This window comes from Thalassospira sp. (assembly GCF_002709775.1).
In the GTDB taxonomy this organism is placed as follows: domain Bacteria; phylum Pseudomonadota; class Alphaproteobacteria; order Rhodospirillales; family Thalassospiraceae; genus Thalassospira.
Window position 1 is genome coordinate 13290 of sequence record NZ_PAQR01000003.1, and the last position, 21230, is coordinate 34519.

Annotated in this window: 18 protein-coding genes; 9 read left to right on the plus strand and 9 right to left on the minus strand. The window is 56.2% G+C overall.

Going from position 1 to position 21230, the window contains the following annotated elements; genetic code table 11:
• Nucleotides 1–110: 110 nt before the first annotated feature.
• Together CMO10_RS01175 and CMO10_RS01180 are read right to left on the minus strand one after the other, a co-directional pair.
• Complete coding sequence (locus tag CMO10_RS01175) at nt 111–1067, minus strand: D-2-hydroxyacid dehydrogenase family protein (protein WP_297018514.1); 957 nt, start codon at nt 1065–1067, stop codon at nt 111–113.
• A gap of 44 nt (nt 1068–1111) precedes the next feature.
• Nucleotides 1112–1771: a dienelactone hydrolase family protein gene (locus CMO10_RS01180; protein ID WP_297018515.1), complete on the minus strand. Its 660-nt coding sequence runs from the start codon at nt 1769–1771 to the stop codon at nt 1112–1114.
• A 229-nt stretch (nt 1772–2000) separates the two neighbouring features.
• On the opposite strand from CMO10_RS01180, the gene CMO10_RS01185 reads away from it, so the two are divergent.
• Both CMO10_RS01185 and CMO10_RS01190 read left to right on the plus strand, forming a co-directional pair.
• Nucleotides 2001–2843 (plus strand): fumarylacetoacetate hydrolase family protein, encoded by an 843-nt coding sequence (locus CMO10_RS01185; protein ID WP_297018516.1) that lies wholly within the window; start codon nt 2001–2003, stop codon nt 2841–2843.
• A gap of 333 nt (nt 2844–3176) precedes the next feature.
• Nucleotides 3177–3590: a DUF2218 domain-containing protein gene (locus tag CMO10_RS01190; protein ID WP_297018517.1), complete on the plus strand. Its 414-nt coding sequence runs from the start codon at nt 3177–3179 to the stop codon at nt 3588–3590.
• An 86-nt stretch (nt 3591–3676) separates the two neighbouring features.
• Here CMO10_RS01190 and CMO10_RS01195 read toward each other — a convergent pair whose 3' ends face one another.
• Complete coding sequence (locus CMO10_RS01195; RefSeq protein ID WP_297018518.1) at nt 3677–5629, minus strand: FAD-binding monooxygenase; 1953 nt, start codon at nt 5627–5629, stop codon at nt 3677–3679.
• A 140-nt stretch (nt 5630–5769) separates the two neighbouring features.
• Here CMO10_RS01195 and CMO10_RS01200 point away from each other — a divergent pair, with 140 nt between their 5' ends.
• Nucleotides 5770–6228, plus strand: a complete 459-nt coding sequence (locus tag CMO10_RS01200) for a MarR family winged helix-turn-helix transcriptional regulator (protein WP_297018519.1) — start codon at nt 5770–5772, stop codon at nt 6226–6228.
• Between the two features lie 74 nt (nt 6229–6302).
• Here the strand turns inward: CMO10_RS01200 and CMO10_RS01205 are convergent, their stop codons facing one another.
• A complete protein-coding gene (locus CMO10_RS01205) occupies nt 6303–7190 on the minus strand; it encodes a LysR family transcriptional regulator (RefSeq protein WP_297018520.1) in 888 nt (295 codons plus the stop codon).
• A 169-nt stretch (nt 7191–7359) separates the two neighbouring features.
• Here CMO10_RS01205 and CMO10_RS01210 point away from each other — a divergent pair, with 169 nt between their 5' ends.
• Nucleotides 7360–8859 (plus strand): CoA-acylating methylmalonate-semialdehyde dehydrogenase, encoded by a 1500-nt coding sequence (locus CMO10_RS01210; protein WP_044827089.1) that lies wholly within the window; start codon nt 7360–7362, stop codon nt 8857–8859.
• Nucleotides 8860–8945: 86 nt separating this feature from the next.
• On the opposite strand, the gene CMO10_RS01215 is transcribed toward CMO10_RS01210, so the two are convergent.
• From CMO10_RS01215 to CMO10_RS01230, 4 genes are all read right to left on the minus strand, one after another.
• Nucleotides 8946–11711: a sensor histidine kinase gene (locus tag CMO10_RS01215; RefSeq protein WP_297018521.1), complete on the minus strand. Its 2766-nt coding sequence runs from the start codon at nt 11709–11711 to the stop codon at nt 8946–8948.
• 3 nt (nt 11712–11714) lie between these two features.
• Nucleotides 11715–11894 (minus strand): hypothetical protein, encoded by a 180-nt coding sequence (locus CMO10_RS01220; RefSeq protein WP_044827087.1) that lies wholly within the window; start codon nt 11892–11894, stop codon nt 11715–11717.
• An 83-nt stretch (nt 11895–11977) separates the two neighbouring features.
• Nucleotides 11978–12361: a response regulator gene (locus tag CMO10_RS01225; RefSeq protein WP_044827086.1), complete on the minus strand. Its 384-nt coding sequence runs from the start codon at nt 12359–12361 to the stop codon at nt 11978–11980.
• Nucleotides 12362–12490: 129 nt separating this feature from the next.
• A complete protein-coding gene (locus CMO10_RS01230; protein ID WP_297018522.1) occupies nt 12491–14068 on the minus strand; it encodes a helix-turn-helix domain-containing protein in 1578 nt (525 codons plus the stop codon).
• Between the two features lie 202 nt (nt 14069–14270).
• Here CMO10_RS01230 and CMO10_RS01235 point away from each other — a divergent pair, with 202 nt between their 5' ends.
• The 5 genes from CMO10_RS01235 (at nt 14271) to CMO10_RS01255 (ending at nt 19444) form a co-directional block, all read left to right on the plus strand.
• Entirely contained in the window at nt 14271–15632 is a 1362-nt protein-coding gene (locus CMO10_RS01235; protein WP_082049473.1) for an ABC transporter substrate-binding protein, read from the plus strand.
• 111 nt (nt 15633–15743) lie between these two features.
• Nucleotides 15744–16760 (plus strand): branched-chain amino acid ABC transporter permease, encoded by a 1017-nt coding sequence (locus tag CMO10_RS01240; protein WP_044827084.1) that lies wholly within the window; start codon nt 15744–15746, stop codon nt 16758–16760.
• 3 nt (nt 16761–16763) lie between these two features.
• Complete coding sequence (locus CMO10_RS01245) at nt 16764–17930, plus strand: branched-chain amino acid ABC transporter permease (protein WP_044827083.1); 1167 nt, start codon at nt 16764–16766, stop codon at nt 17928–17930.
• Between the two features lie 3 nt (nt 17931–17933).
• Entirely contained in the window at nt 17934–18695 is a 762-nt protein-coding gene (locus CMO10_RS01250) for an ABC transporter ATP-binding protein (RefSeq protein WP_044827082.1), read from the plus strand.
• Entirely contained in the window at nt 18692–19444 is a 753-nt protein-coding gene (locus tag CMO10_RS01255; protein WP_297018523.1) for an ABC transporter ATP-binding protein, read from the plus strand. Before CMO10_RS01250 ends, CMO10_RS01255 begins: the two co-directional genes overlap by 4 nt.
• A gap of 117 nt (nt 19445–19561) precedes the next feature.
• Here the strand turns inward: CMO10_RS01255 and CMO10_RS01260 are convergent, their stop codons facing one another.
• Nucleotides 19562–21160 carry a gamma-glutamyltransferase family protein gene (locus CMO10_RS01260; RefSeq protein WP_297018524.1) on the minus strand — a complete coding sequence of 533 codons (1599 nt, stop codon included), beginning with the start codon at nt 21158–21160 and terminating at the stop codon, nt 19562–19564.
• Between the last annotated feature and the right edge of the window lie 70 nt (nt 21161–21230).

Consider the following 21230-nt stretch of genomic DNA (forward strand, 5'->3'; position numbering starts at 1 on the left):
CGACAGGACTATTTGTATAGTAATGGTTCTTATTTGCATAGGATAAGTCGGCGGATTTCGGGGAAAAATACGGCGGTTTCCCTATGCTTTCGTTACTGGATTTGGCGCAGTCAGGTTGGCGCGATCACCCGGATGGGTTTGCCATTTTGCCAGGCCTGAATGGCTTCAACAGTCTGTCCATAAAACACCTTCCAGGTGTTGCGGGTGACATAGCCGAGATGCGGGCTGAGCAGCAGGTTTTTGCAATGGCGTAAGGGGTGGTCGGCGGGAAGGGGTTCTTCGTCATACACATCGATTGCAGCACCAGCGATTTCGCCGGTATTGAGCGCGCTGATCAGGGCGGTGTCGTCGATGATCGGGCCGCGAGATGTGTTAATCAGATAGGACGTGGGCTTCATCACCTTGAAGTCCGGTTCACTGATCAGTCCTCGGGTGCGATCCGACAGGCGTTGATGGATGGTGATGAAGTCTGAGGTGCACAGGAGGTCTTTCTTGCTGGCCATGAAGGTTACGCCGGGTTCTTTGCAGCGTTCTGGTGTCAGATTGGCGCTCCAGGCGCAGACATTCATGTCAAAGGCCTGCGCCATTTTGGCGACTTTTGCGCCCAAACGTCCAAGGCCGATGATGCCCAAAGTCGATCCGGCGAGGTCCTGTCCGATCCCGATTTGCCAACCGCCCGCCCGCATAGAAGCGTTTTCGGCAACGATGTTGCGCGCAAGCGCCAGCATCAGGGTAAAGGTCAGTTCGGGCGTTGCGGTGGACGGGGATTCTGTGCCGCAGACCGTAATGCCCAGTTCGCCTGCGGTTGCGACGTCAATGGCGTCATTGCGTTTGCCGGTCGTGACGATCAGGCGCAGGTTGGGAAGGGAACGCAGAAGTTCACCGGGAAGCGGGGTGCGTTCGCGCATCACACACAGGACCTCAAACGGGCTGAGTCGCTCAATCAGCGCCTCGCGATCCGCGATGGTGTCGTTGAACACTGTGATCTCGCCAAATTCCTGGACCTTCGACCAGTCGGCGGATTGCAGCGCAAGGTTCTGATAGTCGTCGAGGATGGCAATGCGCATGGTGGCTTGATGTCCTGAAGGGTGAAGGCCGGGGCAGGGATGAGTTAACTCGCCAGATGTTGGGCAAGGAATTCAACGGTGCGGCCATGGGCCACTTCGGCGGCCGATGCGACGTAGGAAGGGCGGGCTTCGTTGGCAAAGGCGTGGCCGGCTTCGTACATATGAACTTCCATGCCGGGCAGGGCAGCCTTGGCTTCCTCGATCATTTCGACCGGGACGTGATCATCGGACAGGCCAAAATGCCCAAGGAAGGGAGCAGAAAGCGGTTTATCAAGATATTGGTCAATGCGCGTGCCGTAAAAAGAAACACCTGCCGCAACGTCAAGGCTTTGCGCCGAGCGAAGCGCTAGCCCGCCACCCCAGCAAAAACCGATCACCGCGACCTTGCCACCATTTGCAGCCAAGGCCTGAATGGTGGCACCAATATCCTTGAGATTGTTGGAAAGATCGGATGCCATCATCAGGCTGCGGGCACGTTCAAAATCATCAAACGCCACGACCGATCCGCGTTCGATCCGATCAAACAGGGCCGGGATGGCGACTTCATAGCCAAGGGCGGCATATTTCTTTGCAACATCCTTGAGCTGATCGGTGACACCAAAAATTTCCTGAAGGATCACGATCCTGCCCAAACGTTTGCCAACCGGCGCTTCAAACCAGCAATCAAGAACGTGGCCGTCACTGGCGGTAATGGTCTGCATCATGTCTTTATAATATCCTTTGGGGCGTGGTGGGCTTTGTGGTGATGATATCGAATTGCGGGGCCAGAACAATCATGATGGTTACAAGCCTGCATGATTTTCCAATTGGCTTGCACTTTGTAAGCCGGATGTGACATCACTATGGTATGAGGAATAAGTCGTTCTTTTTGCGGGATTTGCACAGTCGCAAGGCCGCAAGTGATTACGCCACGCCATCAGGAGAAATCAGATCATGAAGCTTTTGCGTTATGGCCCCAAGGGGGCGGAAAAACCCGGGCTTTGTGATGCGGGTGGTGTCATCCGTGATCTGTCGGGCGTGATTGGAGATATTGATCCGACGACGATTTCCGACGAAACATTTGCACGCATTGCCGCAATTGATCCCGAAAGCCTGCCGGTGGTGTCGGGTGATCCGCGCATCGGGCCCTGTGTCGGGCGTCCGGGGAAGTTCATCTGCATTGGCTTGAACTATTCCGACCATGCGGCAGAGGCCGGGATGGAACTGCCGCCCGAACCGATCGTGTTTTTCAAGGCGACCTCGGCCGTGTGTGGGCCGAATGACAATATCGAAATCCCGCGTGGCTCGACCAAGACCGACTGGGAAGTCGAACTTGGTGTGGTGATTGGCAAGCAGGCCAAATATGTCGATGAGGCCGATGCGCTTGATTATGTCGCGGGCTATTGCCTGGCCAATGATATTTCCGAGCGGGCCTTTCAGCTTGAGCATTCCGGTCAGTGGGTAAAGGGCAAAAGTGCCGATACCTTTGGCCCGATTGGCCCGTGGCTGGTGACCCGTGACGAGGTTCCTGATCCGCAAAACCTTGCCATGTGGCTTGATGTCAATGGCAAGCGCTATCAGGACGGCAGTACCAAAACCATGGCCTATGGTGTCGCATTCGTAATCAGTTATCTGTCGCGTTTCATGAGCCTGCAACCCGGTGATATCATCTCGACCGGAACGCCCCCGGGGGTTGGCATGGGGCAGAACCCGCAGGTGTTTCTCAAGCCTGGTGACGTGATGGAATTGGGAATCGACGGGCTTGGGGCGCAGCGCCAAAGCGTCATTCAGGGCTAAGCAACCCAGCCATGCACATAGCGGGAAGCGGCAGACATGGTCATTTCACGCCAATGTGATCTCGGACACATGTCTTTGTAAGTGAGAGGTTTTCTGCCAAAATTTGCGTAATTCTGCGGATGTTCTGCTGAGAATATAGGAAAATCTCAGCCGGAAGACTTGCGGCTTGCCCGATTTCTAACATTTTTGTCAGGACAAAGTGCATTGACGTTGTCCTGTGGCGTGCAATAGATGACCGATATTCATTATTGTTCAGCGCTATAAGCAATGTGAAATGCGTGTCCAAGGGGTATGGGGATACCGTGCGCATATTGCGCCCTTAAAGGATTGGTGATGCACATGTCTAACCTGGCGGTCAAAGTGAACGACGCTTGGCCCGATGCGGTCAAATCATTGGATGTTTCGGGTGATCAGACCTCCCCTGCTGCCCATACGTCCAAACAGCAGAGCGACGCCGATAGCTTCGCATTCGCGGACATCTATCTGCGCAGCGCGCCCTGCTACCTTAAAGGTCTTATGCTGCAGGCTCGCAGCGAAGACGTTAAAGCAACCCTGCGTAAGCCCGATGCCGGCCTGCTGGCGTTTGAAAAAGGCGCATGCGAGCTGAGCGCGACCTCGCTGTTTCTGACGGTTGCGATGTCAGCAGCCGACGAAGACAGCCTTGCTGAAATGCAGACCTATTTCGAAGACAAGCTTCGGACCCTGTCGCCGAAGACCAATTTCGAAATTGATTGGCGAAATAAGTGACGACTGGTCACTTATTTGTGATTAAAAAGCCCGTTCAAAACTGAACGGGCTTTTATTTTGTTTGCTCGGTCGGAAATTGTTTCTGGTTACGCCCCGTTCCGGGCAATCAGGATGTTGCTTAAGAACGCACTGAGCGCCCCAAAGGCATCAAGCGGCAAGACATGGGAAATATACTGATCCGGGCGGACCAGAACCATGCAGCCGTGATCACGATCAATGCCGCGCATGTCAAAGATGTCGTCCCCTGATTTCAGATCCGGGCAATAGATCTTTTCATAATCAACCAGGCCATATTTGCCTTTACGCGGCAGCAGAAGTTTCGGCATGGCCTCGATCGCAAGGCTGCGATGCGGCTGCTGGAAGATGGCGCGGACATCCAGAACGCTGTCCTGGTCATCGCCCTCGCGGTTGAACTTCACCATTGGCGAAATCGGGGCGGTTTGCAGGAAATCAGACAGCGCATGAATGTCTGATCCCGGCTGCCCGCGATCATCCTTGCAGGCAAAGGCGTAAAGCCGCCAGCGCCCATCGACCTTGGCGCAATGGCCAAGCTGTGCCGGTTTGGCATCCGACAGACGCACGACCGGTGCCGAATGGAAGCGCATGCCAATGACAAAACCCTTTGCCAGATCCTGATGGATGTCCGGCCCGGTCAGGACGGATGGTGTGTAGCGGGTGGCGGTGCCGGCGGTAAAGCGGCCCTGTTGGATGAAGTATTTCTGGAATTCCTTGGGATCAACACCGTTACTGTCGGCTGTACCATCCTCGTTCGGACGGGCACTGAACATCTTGGCAAATTTGCCATCAAAATCTATCAGCTCCTTGGCGATCGCTTGGCGTTCCTCGGAGTAGCTGTGCAGGATTTCCGGCTTGATCCGGCCTTCAAGAACCCCGGCCAGTTTCCAGCCAAGATTAAAGGTATCCTGCATCGAAACATTCATGCCTTGCCCTGCCTTCGGGCTATGGGTGTGGCAGGCGTCACCAGCAATAAACACATTCGGAATACGCGTCGCCGAAGTCTCGCCATTGAGGTTGTCGAACTTGTCACACAGGCGCTGACCGATCTCATAAACCGACCACCAGGCGATTTCCTTTACATCAAGCGTATAGGGATGCAGGATGCGCTGGGCGGCAGCAATCAGATGGTCTGATGTGATGTTGCGGCTGGCAACGCGTTCGCCCTCGGCCAGTTTGTCGAGCTCGACATACAAACGTACAAGATAGCCACCTTCGCGCGGGATGATCAGGACGTTGCCCTCATTGGCGGAATGAATGGTCGCCTTTTTGCGGATGTCGGGGAAGTCGGTGACGCACAGAACATCCATCACGCCCCATGCCTGATGGGCGGAATCCCCGCGCAGCTCGCGGCCCAATGATTTGCGCACAGCACTGCGCGCCCCGTCACAGCCAACAACATAGCGCGCCTTGACAGTTTCGCGCTGCCCGGCGTGGTCTGGATCAGTGCGCTCCAGGGTCACAGTTACCGGGTGGCTGGGGCTGCTTTTGGTGCCCGCCTTCGGATCAATCGCGACATCAATCACCTGGCGGGAATAATCCGGCTCCAACCGGTTTGGGGCATTGCGCATCACATCAAGATAGAAATCATGCACGCGCGCCTGGTTCAGGATTACATGCGGGAATTCCGACAGGCCGTCTTCGGTGTCCTGAATGGTATCAGTTCGGGCAATCTTGCCACGATCTGCCGGATCGGGCTTCCAGAAGGAAACCTCATTGACCCAATAAGCTTCTTTCAATACCCGCTCGGCAAAGCCAAAGGCATTGAACATCTCGATCGTGCGACACGCGATACCATCGGCCTGACCCAGTTCCATCGGGCCATCTTTCTGGTCAACGATGCGGGTTGTGATGTTGGGGAAGGCTGCCAACTGAGCGGCAAGGGTAAGGCCCGCCGGGCCGTTACCGACAATCAGGACATCCACCTCGCTTGGCAGGGTATCTCCCTGCAATGCGTCAGTGGCTGTGTTGGCCGGTTCGATGGTCGGGTCACCAGCGCGAAAACCGTCGAGATGGAATTGCATGATTGTTCCTCCGAATTGGACAAATCTCCGAAGTTGCGAAATAACAGGCACTACGGATTGTTATATAATTTGTGTGCTAATGATAAGTATGCTTACTATAAATCGGACTGTCAAGCTGACGGCCCGATCAGGAGGTGCGCGTGAGTGAAGTGGATCAGATGCCAGGCCATCTTATCCGGCGTTTTCAACAGATTGCCGTGGCAATCTTCCACGCCGAGGTCGCCAAGACCGGGATCGACCTGACCCCGGTGCAATATGCTGCCATGGCCAAAATCGCCGAGATCGATGGTGTGGATCAGGCGACTCTGGCCGGCCTGATCGCTTACGACCGCGCGACCATCACCGGTGTCGTCGATCGTCTGGTGCAAAAAGGCTATATCGAACGCGTCGTCAGTACCCGCGACCGCCGTGCGCGCGAACTCCACCTGACCGACAAGGGCCGCGACACCTTCGCTAAAGTCAGCCCCGCCGTCCTGCAAGCCCAGAAAAGCATGCTGACCGGTCTGGATGGTGCAGAGCAGTCAGAACTGCTGCGTCTGATGGCGAAAGCGATTGAGGCGGGAAATGAACAGAGCAGGGCGCCGTTGCGGTCCGATTAAGGCCACTAACCTGCATACCGGTTCCAAGGCTTCTTTCTTTGCGCAAGTGTGAGCCCGACACGAGGCGCTGAGACTTAAGAGACGATAAATCGGCTGCGTGCGCTCCGCACGACCTGGGTAATGTGTTCAGCAATTGCCGCGACACTCCGCGTGTCCTTGGTGTCGGGGTGCTGGAGCATCCAGTAGTTTCTGGTGAAGCGGATTTCGGGGAGCAGGCGGACGAGGTCGGGGATGCCTTCGGTGGCGTAGTCGTGCAGGATGCCGATGCCATAACCGTTGCGCACCGCCTCCATCTGGGCGACCACACTGCCGCATTCAAAGCGGCGTTTCATCAGTTTGCCAAGGCGGGCGGCGTAATCAAGCGCGCGGCTGTAAATCAGATCTTCGATATGGGTGACAAACAGGCGGTCTGTCAGATCGGCCTCGGTTTCGACAGCGCCGAAGCGTTCGATGTAGGATTTGGTGGCATAGACGCTAAGCGTGTAATCGGTGAGTTTGCGGATCACAAGCCGGCCCTGTTTGGGGCGATCAAGCGTGATGGCGATATCGGCTTCGCGTTGGGAAAGCGAAAATGTGCGCGGCAGGGGGACGAGCTGAATAACAAGGTCCGGGTGATTGGATGCAAAGTGAGCCAACTCACTTGCAAGGAAATAGTTGCCCAATCCATCAGGGACGCCGACGCGGACGGTGCCGCTGATAAGCTCCGACTGGTTTGAAACGGCGGTGCCGGCGCGCAGGAAGGCGGATTCAGCGGCCTCTGCCGCCTGCATGAGTTCCTGTCCCGCCGGGGTCAGGTCCGATCCGGTGGTGCGCCGTTCGATCAGTTTGGTGCCAAGTTCCTTTTCAAGGGCGGTCAATTGGCGGCCCACTGTTGCGTGGTTGAGGCCAAGCTGGCGGGCTGCCGCCAAAATCTGACCATGTCTGGCAACAGCGAGGAAGATGCGGAAGCGATCCCAATCCATGACGGTGTGGTCCTGCGATGACTTTAATTTTTGCACATCGAATTTGCGGAAATGATAATTGATGTGCATCCCTGTGCATAGTCATAATGGGATCAGGTTATGAGGGGTCAAACCCCCACTTAATATTAAGATCGTCCCACTGATCATCAGGTTTATCGGGAGAAACCCAATGGCAACCCAACTTACCCATTATATCAACGGCAAACGCGTTGCTGGCACGTCCGGCCGTTCCGCACCGGTCTTCAATCCGGCAACGGGTGCCGAGAGCGCGACTGTGGATCTGGCATCCAAGGCCGAAGTCCGTGCCGCTGTTGAATCGGCATCGGCTGTTGCAGCCGAATGGGCCGCAACCACGCCGCTGCGCCGTGCGCGTATCCTCAACAAATTCCTGGGCATCCTCGAAGAGCGTTCCGAAGAACTGGCTGCTGCGATTACCGCCGAGCATGGTAAGGTTCTGTCCGATGCGCTGGGTGAAGTGACCCGCGGGATTGAGGTTGTTGAATTCGCAACCGGCGCGCCGCAGTTGCTCAAGGGTGAGTTCACCGAGAATGTCGGGACCAAGGTTGATAGCCACTCGGTACGTCAGCCGCTTGGCATCGTTGCCGGTATTACGCCGTTCAACTTCCCGGCCATGGTGCCGATGTGGATGTTCCCGGTCGCCCTTGCATGCGGCAACTGCTTTATCCTGAAGCCGTCGGAACGTGATCCGTCTGCGTCGCTTCTGTTGGCAGAATGGCTGACCGAAGCCGGTCTTCCCGATGGTGTGTTCAACGTTGTTCAGGGTGACAAGGAAGCGGTTGATGCGCTGCTGTTTGATCCGGACGTATCGGCGATCAGCTTTGTCGGGTCGACCCCGATTGCCAAATACATCTATGAAACTGCAACAGCCCAAGGCAAACGTTGCCAGGCACTTGGTGGTGCGAAAAACCACATGATCATCATGCCGGACGCCGATATGGATCAGGCGGTTGATGCCCTAATGGGCGCTGCTTACGGTTCGGCTGGCGAACGTTGCATGGCGATTTCGGTTGCTGTGCCGGTTGGCAAGGAAACGGCAGATACCCTGATCGAGAAACTGGTCCCGCGCATCAATGAGCTGCGCGTTGCACCGGGCACCGATCCGGCAGCCGAAATGGGCCCACTGGTCACTGCTGCACATCGCGACAAGGTTGTTGGTTATATCAACAAGGGTGTCGAAGAAGGTGCCAAGCTTGTGGTTGATGGCCGTGACATTAAGCTGCAGGGCTATGAAGACGGTTACTTCGTTGGTGGCACGCTGTTTGACGACGTCACCCCGGATATGAGCATTTATAAGGAAGAGATCTTTGGCCCGGTTCTGTCGGTTGTTCGTACCGATGATTTCGAAACCGCTGCCAACCTTGTTGATGACCATGAATATGGCAACGGCACCGCGATCTTCACCCGTGATGGCGACACCGCGCGTGAATTTGCGGCCCGCACCCAGACCGGCATGGTCGGCATCAACGTACCGATCCCGGTTCCGATGGCCTTCCATTCGTTTGGCGGCTGGAAAGCATCGCTGTTTGGTGACCATCACATGCATGGTCCGGAAGGCGTTCGCTTCTATACCAAGCTTAAAACCATCACCTCGCGCTGGCCGACCGGCATTCGCAAGGGTGCTGAATTCGTCATGCCGACGATGAAGTAAGTGATGAAGTAAGCATTGCGATCATCGCAATGAAGAAGGGCGCGCAAGGTTTGCTTTGCGCGCCCTTTTTGATTCGGAAAGCCAAATTACTTGGCGAAGCTATCGGGCTTGGCAGGATCAATCGCCTCCATCATCTCGCCGGGGATAAAGACGCGGAAGGTCGCACCCTGTCCCGCCGGGCTTTCGGCCCAAATCTTGCCCTGACAATGCTCGACTACGTGCTTGGCGATTGCGAGGCCAAGGCCCGAACCAGACGGCTTTGGTTTGTCATCGGCGTATTTTCCGCCGCGCGAGAATTTGTCAAAGATGATCTCAAGCTCGTTGGCAGCCACACCCTTGCCGTTATCGGTGATCGACACCAGATAGCCGCCATCCATAGCCTCACCGCGTACAGATACCTCGGGATGATCGGGATCAGAGAATTTGGCAGCATTTGACAGAAGGTTGATAAAGACCTGTGTCAGGCGGTCCCGGTCGACATGCAAAAGCACGGAATTGCGCGAATATTCCTTGGTCAGAACGACACCCTTGGCATCGAATACGCCTTTGACAGCCTCGATGCTTTCATCAAGGACGGTGCGCGGATCGACCTCGACCGCGCGCCAGTCGGAATGACCGGCTTCAAGGCGGGCAAGATCCAGATGGTCATCAATCAAGCGCGTCAGACGTTCGCTTTCGCGGACGATGATTTCAAGGAACCGGTCGGTCTGTTTCGGATCAAGGTTCGGGGAATCAACCAGAATTTCCGAGAAGGACCGGATCGAGGTCAGCGGGGTTCTGAACTCATGGCTGACCATTGTCAGGAATTCATCCTTGAGCCGGTCCAGTTCCTTAAGCCGTTCGTTGGCGGCACGCAGTTCGGCGGCGGCCTGTTCAAGCTCATGGGATTTCTGTTCAAGGCGCTGGGAATATTCGATGACGTGCGATGTTTCTTCAAGGATCTCAAGCACTTCATCAAGGCTGACCATTTCGCCCTTGGCAACAGATGACACCATCACACGTGCCGAGGCTGCGCCGATGGAGCCAGCCAGAAGCCGTTCGGTAAAGGCGATCATGTCGGCATTGGCTTCGCCCTTGCCCCGCCAGGTGGGATCGATACTTTGATCAAACTGACGGAAGGATTGATAGGCGCGGTCACGGCCCAAAAACCGTTCGACCAGTTCATAAAGATCATTGGCCGATGCCGAGGAGCGCCAGATGACGGTATCCTGACCCTTGCGCGAAAAGGCATCGACAAACAGGGTGGCCTGAATGCGTTCCAATGCACTTGGCTCGGTAAACAGACTGATCACGACATAGGCCGCGGTATTGAGTGAAATCGACCAGATCAGCGCGTGGGTCAGGGGGGCGAAATCGGTCAGGCCAAACAGGCTTTCGGGGCGCAGCCATGGATGGCCAAAGGCGCCGTTCAGAATAAGGGATGGGTCCATCCAGCCACTATCGGCAAGCGATGGCAGCAGAAGCGTATAGCCCCAGACGGCAAAACCGATGGTAAGTGCCACCTGTGCACCGGTACGCGTGCCGCCCTTCCAGTAAAGCCCGCCAATCATGATCGGGATGAATTGGGCGATGGCGGCAAAGGAAATCAGGCCGATTTCAGCCAGGGCATCACTGGCCCCGGCGGAGCGGTAATAGGCAAAGCCCATAAACACCACGACAACGATGGATGCACGCCGGATAAAGATCAGAAGCCCGGTCAGATCATCACGTTCGGTCAGGCGCAGCGGGCGAATGCGCAGCAACGCTGGCACGATCAGGTCGTTGCACACCATGGTCGACAGTGCAATGGTCGCAACAATCACCATGCTGGTACTGGCCGAAAGACCCCCAACATACGCCAGAAGGGCCAGCATTGACTGGTTTTCAAACAGTGGAACGGAAATCACAAAGAAGTCCGGGTCCGACCAGACCGGAAGCGCGCCAAGGCCGGCCAACGCAATCGGCAGGACAAACAGGTTCATTGCCAGAAGATAAAGTGGAAAGGCCCAGCTTGCGGTGGCGAGGTGACGTTCATCGACATTTTCAACAATGATGACCTGGAACTGGCGGGGCAGGCACAGGATGGCTGCCATGGAGAGCATCATCAGTGTCAGCCAGCGCGAACTGCCATCTTCAGGCAGGACCAGCAGTTTTGCCGTATCTGCACTTGCAGCAGACTGGGTAAACAGATCCCCGAGCCCTTCATACATGACAAAGCAGACAAAGAAACCGACTGCCAAAAGCGCGAAAAGTTTGACCAGGCTTTCAAAGGCGATGGCAGCCACCATGCCTTCGTGATGTTCATCGGCATCAATGAAGCGCGTGCCGAACAAAATGCCAAACAGCGTCAGGCCAACCGCGGCCCAAAAGCCGCTATCGGAAAAAATGCTGACGGTTTCACGGACCGGTTCAATCATACCGTGATCCCAGACCGTCAGCACGGTGTAACTGGTCGCAATGGCCTTGAGCTGAAGCGCGATATAAGGCGTGGTGCCAATCACTGCAATCAGTGTGACGAGCACCGAAAGCTGGGTGCTTTTGCCATAACGTGACGAGATAAAGTCAGCGATCGAGGTAATGCGATGGGCCTTGGAAATGCGCAGCATCTTGCGCAGTAAAAACCACCAGCCCAAAAAGATCACGGTCGGGCCCAGATAGATCGTAAGGTATTCAAGCCCGTTGCGCGCCGCTGTCCCGACCGCTCCATAAAAGGTCCAGGATGTACAATAGACCGCGATGGACAGGGTATAGACCGTCGGATTGCGGACCCAGGAATGGCCATCGCGTGCGCGCTTGTCGCCCCACCATGCAATCGCATAAAGCAGGCCGACATAAATCAGCGAGACAAGGATGACCAGTTCCGAGGATAGCATGGGCTATTTCCTCTCGGTCTGGGCTGCGTGGCGAAGTGCACTTGTCAGGATGGCGCACAGCGCAATCAGGATGCCCCAACCGGCAAAGAAATAGACAAACAGGATCGGCAGGCCAAGGATGGTGCCATCAAGTGAAAACATCCCGACAATCGGCGGCAACCAGATGATCAAGGCCACCAGCATCAGCGCAAGGGCGCGTTCGGTAAGTCTGCGTGGCGGTGTGATGGGGGCCTCCTGCCGGTTGGAGAAGAACGCGAAACCGCGTTTCAGTTTGCCGCGCGTTCAAGCAGGGCCTTGACCCGGGAAACGACGTCGCGGGTTGAAAACGGCTTGGTGACAAAGTCATCCACGCCAAGCTCAAGCCCCTTGCGGCGGTCGACTTCGCGGGTTTTGGCGGTCAGCATCATGATGGGAATTTGTCGGGTGTTGGGATCGTTACGCGTTGCGCGCACGACTTCAAACCCGTCACAGACGGGCATCATGACATCGAGCAACACCATATCCGGGATGTCGCGGGCGATCATGGAAATCGCCGTGCGGCCATCGGTGGCAACGCTGACGTCATAGCCTTCCTTTTCCATCAGAAAGCTGAGTGATTCGACAATGGTTTCCTCGTCTTCGGCAATCAAGACCTTTGGTCTCTCATTCAAGGACGTTCTCCCGATTTTTCGGATTGTTATATTCCCAATCCTAACGGCTTATGACCTGAATGATAATGCTACTTTGGGGTGGTATACATAAGGCAACGCTTGTGATCGCCTTTGCGGGCCAATTGCGGCTTATTTCGAAGCTGTTTTCGGTGTGCCATCGGCCATTTCATAGGCGCGCTGGGCGCAATCATCACGCGGGCACTGACGGCATGAAATTCCGACGGGAACGGCGGATTCCGGGCGATCAAGCGACAATCGGTCGCCATAGACCACATCACTTGAAAAGGCCGTGTCACAGCCGATCATCACCGAATGGACCGAACGCGGTACGCCATAACCCCCGGCACCTGATCGCAAGGCACGGGCAACAAACAGATATTCGCTGTTATCGGGCAGGCGGACAAATTGCGGGATTACGCGTTCTGGCGCGGTATAGGCTTCATGCACCACCCAGCGCGGGCAGGCGCCGCCATAACGTGGCAATTGCAGGCCCGATGCCGAGAACCGTTTGGAAATGTTACCAGCAATGTCGGTGCGCACCAGATGGAACGGAATGCCTTCTGCACCCGGACGGCGGAGTGTCGTCAGGCGGTGGCAGATTTGCTCCCAACTCGCGGCGTAACGTTGCTGCAGAAGTTCGATGTCATGGCGCATGCTGCGCGCATCATCCAAAAACAGGTCATAGGGGAACAGCAAGGCGGCCGCGGCATAGGATATCAGCGCCTCGGACGCACGAACGCGCCCGGCTTTGCTGCCGATCTGGGCGCGATCAAGGATTTCGTTGATCGGGTCTGCCGCCTCAAGCCGGCAGATGGTGCGCGCCGCCTGAAAGCGGGCCGAGGTGATTGGCAGGGCACGTGAGATGCGCAGGCTGTTGTGCTTGGCATCCCATTGATAACCGCTTGTCAGGAAGTCCTCGGACGGCAGTCGTTCGATCCGGGTCTTGTGCGTGTCTTCGAGGTAATTGATCAGATCGGTCAGATAAAGTCCGCCATCCGGATCAATGATCGGGCGCATCTTGTTGGCGTGGTCTTCGAGTGTTGGGAAATGGTTGGCGTTGTCATAGAGCAGATCATCGACTTCCTCCGCCGGGCTGGCGGCCGGACGACCGGCCTCGCCACGCTCAAGGAAGTTGAAAATCTCGGTCGCCGATTCTGCCAGGCGCTGGGATTCCCGCACCAGTGTTGCGTTAAAGCGTGCGCGTTGATCGGGTGACAGATCATCATAGTCATCGAAAATCTCGGCCACCGTGCGAATGGATGTAATGCGCGTCAGGATTGAATGGCTGGCCTCGGTCAGGAAGGGATCGTGGCTCAGCCGCTCTGACAGGGCGTCGATATCATCAAGGCCACTGCGATAGGCGCGATAAAGCGACAGAAAGGCCGTGATCATACCGGGGGCTGCGGCGATCATGGCCGGGAATTCGCGGCTTTCAACCGGGGTGGTGCGAAAGACCGGGTCCGAGGCAGCCTCGGCCAGATCGGACAGCAACCGGCTTTCCTCGGAGCCTGATAATGAGTGCGGGTGAATTTCAAGCGCCTCGGCGATCCGCATCAGCAATCCGCCCCCGATCGAGCGGCGGTTATGTTCGATCAGATTTAGGTATGAGGCCGAGATGCCCGCAGCCTTCGCCAGGGCATTCTGGGTCATTCCGATGTCTTTTCTGCGACCGCGAATACGGTGTCCGATGGGGGCCTGACGCGCCATACTAAAGTCTTACCTGTTGACAAGATTTACTAATTTTCACATTGCTCATCTATATATTTACAAAAAAGTTGTTTTATATCAACTAGGTGTTGATTCATTTTCAATTGCTCCTCATTGTTTTGACAGGTCGACAAAAAAACGAACCAGAAAACAGGCCTCAGATTTCTCTGAAACAGATCCCAAGACATTGGGGAGGAAAACCATGTCGGAGACTAAGCTTATCGGAAATGTATCTCGTCGTACGATCCTGAAGGGATCCGCGGCAACTACGGGTGCAGCCCTCATTGGCGGCACTTTCCCGATGCATTTCATCAAGAACGCGCATGCCCAGACCTTCCGTGGCGATCCGGGTAGTGCTGCCAGCGTCAAACTCGGTTTCAACGTGCCGCAGACCGGCCCGTATGCCGATGAGGGTGCTGACGAATTGCGTGCCTATCAGCTTGCAGTCAAGCACATCAACGGTGAAGGCGACGGTGGTATGCTCAATACCATGAAGCCGCTTGAGCTCAAGGGTAACGGCATCCTCGGCAAGAAGGTCGAGTTCGTGACCGGTGATACCCAGACCAAGTCCGATGCCGCGCGTGCTTCTGCCAAGCGTATGATTGAAAAAGACAATGTGGCGATGGTTACCGGTGGTTCGTCCTCTGGTGTGGCAATCGCCGTGCAGGGTCTTTGCCAGGAAATGGGCGTCATCTTCATGGCGGGTCTGACCCACTCGAACGACACCACCGGTAAAGACAAAAAGCGTTATGGCTTCCGCCACTTCTTTAACGCTTACATGTCCGGTCAGGCGATCGCGCCGGTTCTGCTCGATGAGTATGGCAACGAGCGCCGCGCTTACCACCTGACGGCCGATTACACCTGGGGCTGGACCCAGGAAGAATCGATTAAGGCCGCGACCGAGAATATCGGTTGGGAAACTGTGAACACCGTTCGTACCCCGGTTGGTGCGGGTGACTTCTCGCAGTACATCACCCCGGTTCTGAACTCTGGCGCAGATGTCCTGATCCTGAACCACTATGGTAAGGACATGGTCAACTCCCTGACCCAGGCCGTTCAATTCGGTCTGCGTGACAAGCAGGTGAATGGCAAGAACTTCGAAATCGTTGTTCCGCTGTATTCCCGCCTGATGGCACAGGGTGCTGGCGAAGCTGCAAAAGGTATCCTTGGTACCACCAACTGGCACTGGTCGCTGACCGACGCCGGCTCGCAGGCCTTCGTAAAATCGTTCGGTCAGGAATACGGCTTCCCGCCGTCCCAGGCTGCACATACCTGCTACGTCCAGACGCTGCTTTATGCAAACGCCTGCGAAATGGCCGGTACTTTCGCACCTTGGGAAGTCATCAAACAGCTCGAAGGGTTCGAGTTCGATGGCGCGGGCAACGGCCCGACCCTGTACCGTGCAGAAGACCACCAGTGCTTCAAAGACGTTCTGGTTGTGCGTGGTAAAGAAAACCCGCAGTCCAACTTCGACCTTCTTGAAGTCGTTAAAAACGTTCCGCGTGCTCAGGTCGAATATCCGGCCGATATGTTCGGCGGGGAACTGGGTCCGTATCAGGTCTGATACTCCCGCAAGCAGGGCCGGCCATCTCCCAATGGTCGGCCCGTTTGCCCTCTGGCCTCGGCCTGTACGACTTTTGACTAAGTCCCCTTACGAATACGCGGCGGATAACTGATGGACGCTATATTTCTTCAAATCCTGAATGGTCTGGACAAGGGCGGTGCCTATGCACTGATTGCGCTTGGCCTGACCCTGGTGTTCGGCACGCTTGGCGTGGTGAACTTCGCGCATGGCGCCATCTTCATGATGGGCGCATTCTGCGCGGTAACCCTCGAAAAACTTTTGACCCTTTCGGTCAAGGTCAAGGATGAGTCGGTCACCTTCTTTGATGCCTACAAGGAAACGCCTTACCTCGAACTGTGGTTTGGCGATACCGGTACGGCGATCATTGACTGGTCGGTACCGTTATCGATCATCCTGGCAATACCGGTGATGTTGCTTATCGGCATTGTCATGGAACGTTTCCTCATCCGACATTTCTACAAGCGTCCTCACGCCGAGCAGATTCTTGTGACCTTTGGTCTGGCCATTGTTCTTCAGGAGGTGGTCAAGGCCGCCTTTGGCGCAAACCCGATCCCGCAAGGGGCACCTGATATTGTGTCGGGTTCTGCAGCCGTTGGTGCGCTGTTTGGCCTTGGTGAAGCCGTGGTCTATCCGTGGTGGCGTCTGATTTATCTGGCGTTCTCGCTTATGACCATTGGTCTTGTGTTCTCGTTCCTGCATTTCACCACCTACGGGATGGTGGTGCGCGCCGGGATGGCCGACCGTGAAACGGTCGAACTTCTGGGCATCAATATTGAACGTCGCTTTACGATTGTGTTTGGCATCGCGGCCGTGGTCGCGGGTCTGGCAGGCGTGATGTACACGCCGGTTCTACCCCCGGATTACCATCTGGGCATGGACTTCCTGGTGCTGTCATTCGTTGTGGTTGTTGTGGGTGGTATGGGCTCTTTGCCCGGTGCGGTGGCCGCTGGCTTCCTGCTGGGGATCCTGCAGTCCTTCTCGTCCATGACCGAGGTGAAAGACATCTTCCCCGGGATTGACCAGATCATCATCTACCTTGTTGCCGTCGTCATTCTGCTGACCCGTCCGCGTGGTCTGATGGGACGCCGGGGCGTGATGGAGAGCTAAAAAATGTCAAATACAAAAATCGTCTCGCCCAAGAAAGATATGATCTTCATGGCCATCCTGTCGGCAGTGGTCCTCACCATGCCGCTGTGGCTGCAGCCCTTCGGGGCGGCTTATCCCGACCTGATGCAGAAGTTCATGATCTTTGGCATCTTTGCCATCGGCTATAACATTCTTTTTGGTCTGACCGGCTATCTGTCCTTTGGTCACGCAGCCTTTCTGGGTGTCGGGTCCTACACCGCAGTCTGGTCGTTCAAACTGCTTTCGATGAATGTCATTCCGGCATTGATCTTTGGTACGGTCCTTTCGGGGCTATTTGCACTGGCGATCGGTTTCGTGTCCTTGCGTCGTTCGGGGATTTACTTCTCGATCCTGACACTGGCCTTCGCACAGATGTCCTATAATCTGGCCTATTCCGTGCTGACCCCGATCACCAATGGTGAAACCGGTCTGCAGCTTGAACAGGCTGATCCGCGCGTGCTGGATCGTATGTCGGGCATCGTTGCTGATGGCTCGCTTCCGACACCGAACCTGTTCGGGATCGAAGGCATCGGCTATTCGGGCTTCTATATATGTGCGGCCTTGATGCTGATTTCGTTCTTCATTTACTTGCGTATCTTCCGCTCGCCGTTCGGGCTTAAGCTGCGCGCGATCAAGTCGAACCAGAACCGCATGGGCTATACCGGGTTCAGCACCCGTCCGTATCTGATGACCGCCTTTGTCATCTCTGGCATGTATGCCGGTCTTGCCGGTTCTCTTCTGGCGGTGACCGATCCGCTGGCAGGGGCAGAGCGCATGCAGTGGACGGCATCGGGCGAGGTCGTTCTGATCACGATCCTTGGTGGTGTCGGTACACTGATTGGTCCGCTTCTGGGGGCCGGTATCATCAAGTATTTCGAGAACATCTTCTCGGCCTTCAACGATACGGTTCTTTTGAATGCCTTTTCCTTCCTGCCGGACTGGCTGGCACATCCGGTGGCATCACTGGTCGGCCTGTTTGTCGGCGAAGGCTGGCATCTGACCCTTGGCCTTGTCTTCATGCTGATCGTGATCTTCCTGCCGGGTGGCATCATGGAAGGTATCAGTCGCCTGTCGCGCCTGGTCACCAACCGTGGCAAATCCGACAGCCATGAGAACAAAGAAAAAGAACAAACATCGGCGGGGGAGGTCTGATCCATGTCCGAATACATTCTTGACGTCACCGACGTCGACAAGAACTTTGGCGGTCTGCAGGCGCTTTCCGATATCAACCTTCGGGTCAAGGAAGGCACCGTGCACGCGATCATCGGGCCGAACGGTGCAGGCAAGTCGACATTGCTCAACGTGATTGTCGGTCGTCTGGCACCGAGCCGGGGGCGTGTTCTTCTTGGCGATCAGGTTCTGACCGGCAAGGAGCCGCACGAGATCAACCAGCTTGGTGTTGCGCGCGTTTTCCAGACGCCGGAAATCTTCCCGGAACTGTCGCTTCTGCAAAACGTGATGGTCCCGGCCTTTGCCAAGCGTGAAGGCATCTTCAAGATGAACTTTATCAAAAGCCTGTTCTCGGAAAATGAGGTCCGCGAGCATGCCGAGCATCTTCTTGAGGATGTCGGGCTGATTGACCACAAGGATCATCTGGCCGGTTCCATGTCGCGTGGTGACAAGCGCCGTCTGGAGCTTGCCATGTGCCTTGGTCAGCATCCGAAACTGTTCCTTCTTGATGAGCCGACGGCGGGCATGGCGCGCCATGACACCAACCGCACGATTGACCTTCTCAAGCGGATCAAGGAGCGCGGCATGACCAAGGTGATTATCGAACATGACATGCATGTTGTGTTCAGCCTGGCAGACCGCATCAGTGTTCTCGCTCAGGGGGCCATCATTTGCGAAGGCACCCCGGAAGAAGTCCGCAATGATCCACGCGTCAAGGAAGCCTATCTCGGAGGGGAAGCAGAATGAGCCCGTTGCCAAAACAGGAACCCGTCCGTAAACAGGGTGGCGATCCGGCCTTTTTCTCGGTCTATGACATCCACGCCTATTACGGCGAAAGCTACATCGTTCAAGGGCTGTCCTTTGACATCCGCGAGGGCGAAATTCTTGCCCTTCTCGGACGTAACGGGGCGGGCAAGACATCCACGCTGCGCACCCTCGCGCGTATGGGCGACCCGGAACTCAAACATGGCGAGATCTGGCTTGATCACCAGCCCTTGCACGAAATGAAGGCATGGCAGGCAGCTCGTCTGGGCCTGCAGCTTGTGCCCGAAGATCGTCGCATTATTCCGGGCATGACGGTTGAGCAGAACCTTGAACTGGCTCAGATCGCCGAGCCGCATGGCTGGTCTATCCAGCGCATTTATGAACTGTTCCCGCGCCTTGGTGAAAGGGCGCAACAGGAAGCGATCACGCTTTCAGGCGGTGAGCAACAGATGTTGGCCATCGGGCGCGCACTTGCCCGTGACATCAAGATCCTGCTGCTTGATGAACCGTATGAAGGCCTCGCACCGGTCATTGTTCAGGAAATTGAAAAGACCCTGCAAAACGTCAAGAAGCTCGGCATTACGACGATTATTGTCGAGCAGAATGCGATTGCAGCCCTGAAACTGGCCGACCGTGCGATCATCATGGATAGCGGCGAGATCGTTTTTGACGGGACCGCGCAGGCTGTTCTCGATGATGCCGAACTGCGTGACCAGTATCTTGCGATCTAGATCCATCTAGCATCTTTTGCATGGGGGGAGTTTCCGGAGCTTAATTGTAAGGGGAGCTTCGGAACAGGTAAGGCCGTGCCTATGGGGCGCGGCCTTTTCCGTTGTATGGGCAACGGCTCAGACGCCGATTGCCATACCATCGCTGCGCGGATCATGCGCCCCGTCGACAAAACCATCCTGATCAATGCGAATGATCCCGGCCTGACCGGCCAGCGCGCTTTGCGGCTCAATCGCGCGCAGGACATGACCGCGTGCGGCCAGTTCATCAAACACATCATCACCGGCATCAACTTCAAGCTTCAGGCTGTCATTGGTATCGGAAAACGTCTTGCCCAGCAGGAAGCGGGGTTTGGTAAGGGCGTCCAGCGGTGACAGGCCAAAATCAAGCATGCGGGTGAGCAACATGGCAAGGGTTTGTGGTTGCCCATCAGCGCCTTGCGTTCCGTACAGCAAATGCGGCTTGCCGTCCTTGAGTGCCAGGCCGGGATTGAGCGTATAGAACGGCAGCTTGCCCGGTGCGAAGGCATTCGGATGGTTGGGATCGGTGCTAAATGCGGCCCCGCGATTTTGCCAGACAATGCCGGTATCGCCCGCGACAACCCCGCTGCCCCAATCGAAATAGGTGCTTTGCAGGACACTGGCGCAATTGCCATTAGCATCCTTGGCGGCAAGAAAGACCGTGTCGCCATGGCGGAAGGGATGGGGCCAATCAAGCGCCTTGGTAGTTGAGATGTCTTTGGCATCGGCTGCCAAGGCGGCTTGATCGAGAAGGGCTGTGAAATCAGTGCTGGTGAAGTCAGGATCGGCAATCTGGTCGCGTTTCAAAAACGCGCGTTTGATGGCCTCGACCACCAGATGATAATGTTCGGCTGTGCCTTCGGCCCAGTTCTTTGCACCCAGTTCGCGCAAGACACCCATGGTCATCAGGGTTGCCAGACCCTGCGTCGGGGCAGGCGGGGCGAACAAGGTGACATCCCCATAGTCAAGCGACACCGCATCGACCGTTCGGGTACGGGTTTTCGCCAGATCCGCCTTGGTGATCGGGGAGCCGACGGCAGACAGGCCTTTGACAATCTGGTCGGCAAGGTCACCTTCGTAAAAGTCACGTGCGCCAAATTCGGCAATACGTTTCAGGCTGCTGGCCAGTTGCGGCTGGCGGAAGATTTCACCGGCATGGGGCATGCGCGCATTCGGGGTGAAAATCTCCATGAAGCCCGGCCAGTTGGCGATTTCTTCCTTGCGGAAATCAAGCCAGAAGCACTGCGACGGGCTGATGGAAAAGCCGTGCTTGGCCAGATCAATCGCGGGCGTGATCAGGTCTGCCAGGCTTTTGCGCCCACCCCAGTGTTTTGCCGAGTGATCGAGCGCATGTTGCCAGGAATCCACCGTGCAGGCGGTGGTCAGGGTCGAGCCCGGACCGCGAAGCGGGATCGGTTTGTTGGCGGTAAAGGTCTCCGCACCGTTTTCTGCTGCCTGACCGATACCGAGGAAAGATTGCACCTTGCCGCTGTTATCGGAAACCATCCAGACCGCATCGCCGCCAATGCCGCAGAAATGCGGATAGGTCACCGCCAGAACAGAGGCTGTGGCAACCACGGCCTCGATTGCGGTGCCGCCATCGCGCAGGACTTTGGCCCCGGCTTCGCTGGCAGCGGTGCTTGGGCTTGTGACCATGGCGCGGTATTTTGAGGCAGTCTGGTCTTCGATCATAGGCATGGGTCTTTCAGCCAGGATGGTTGATTTCAAATGGTTTCGGGCTTTGCGTGCATCGGTTGTGGCGAAATTG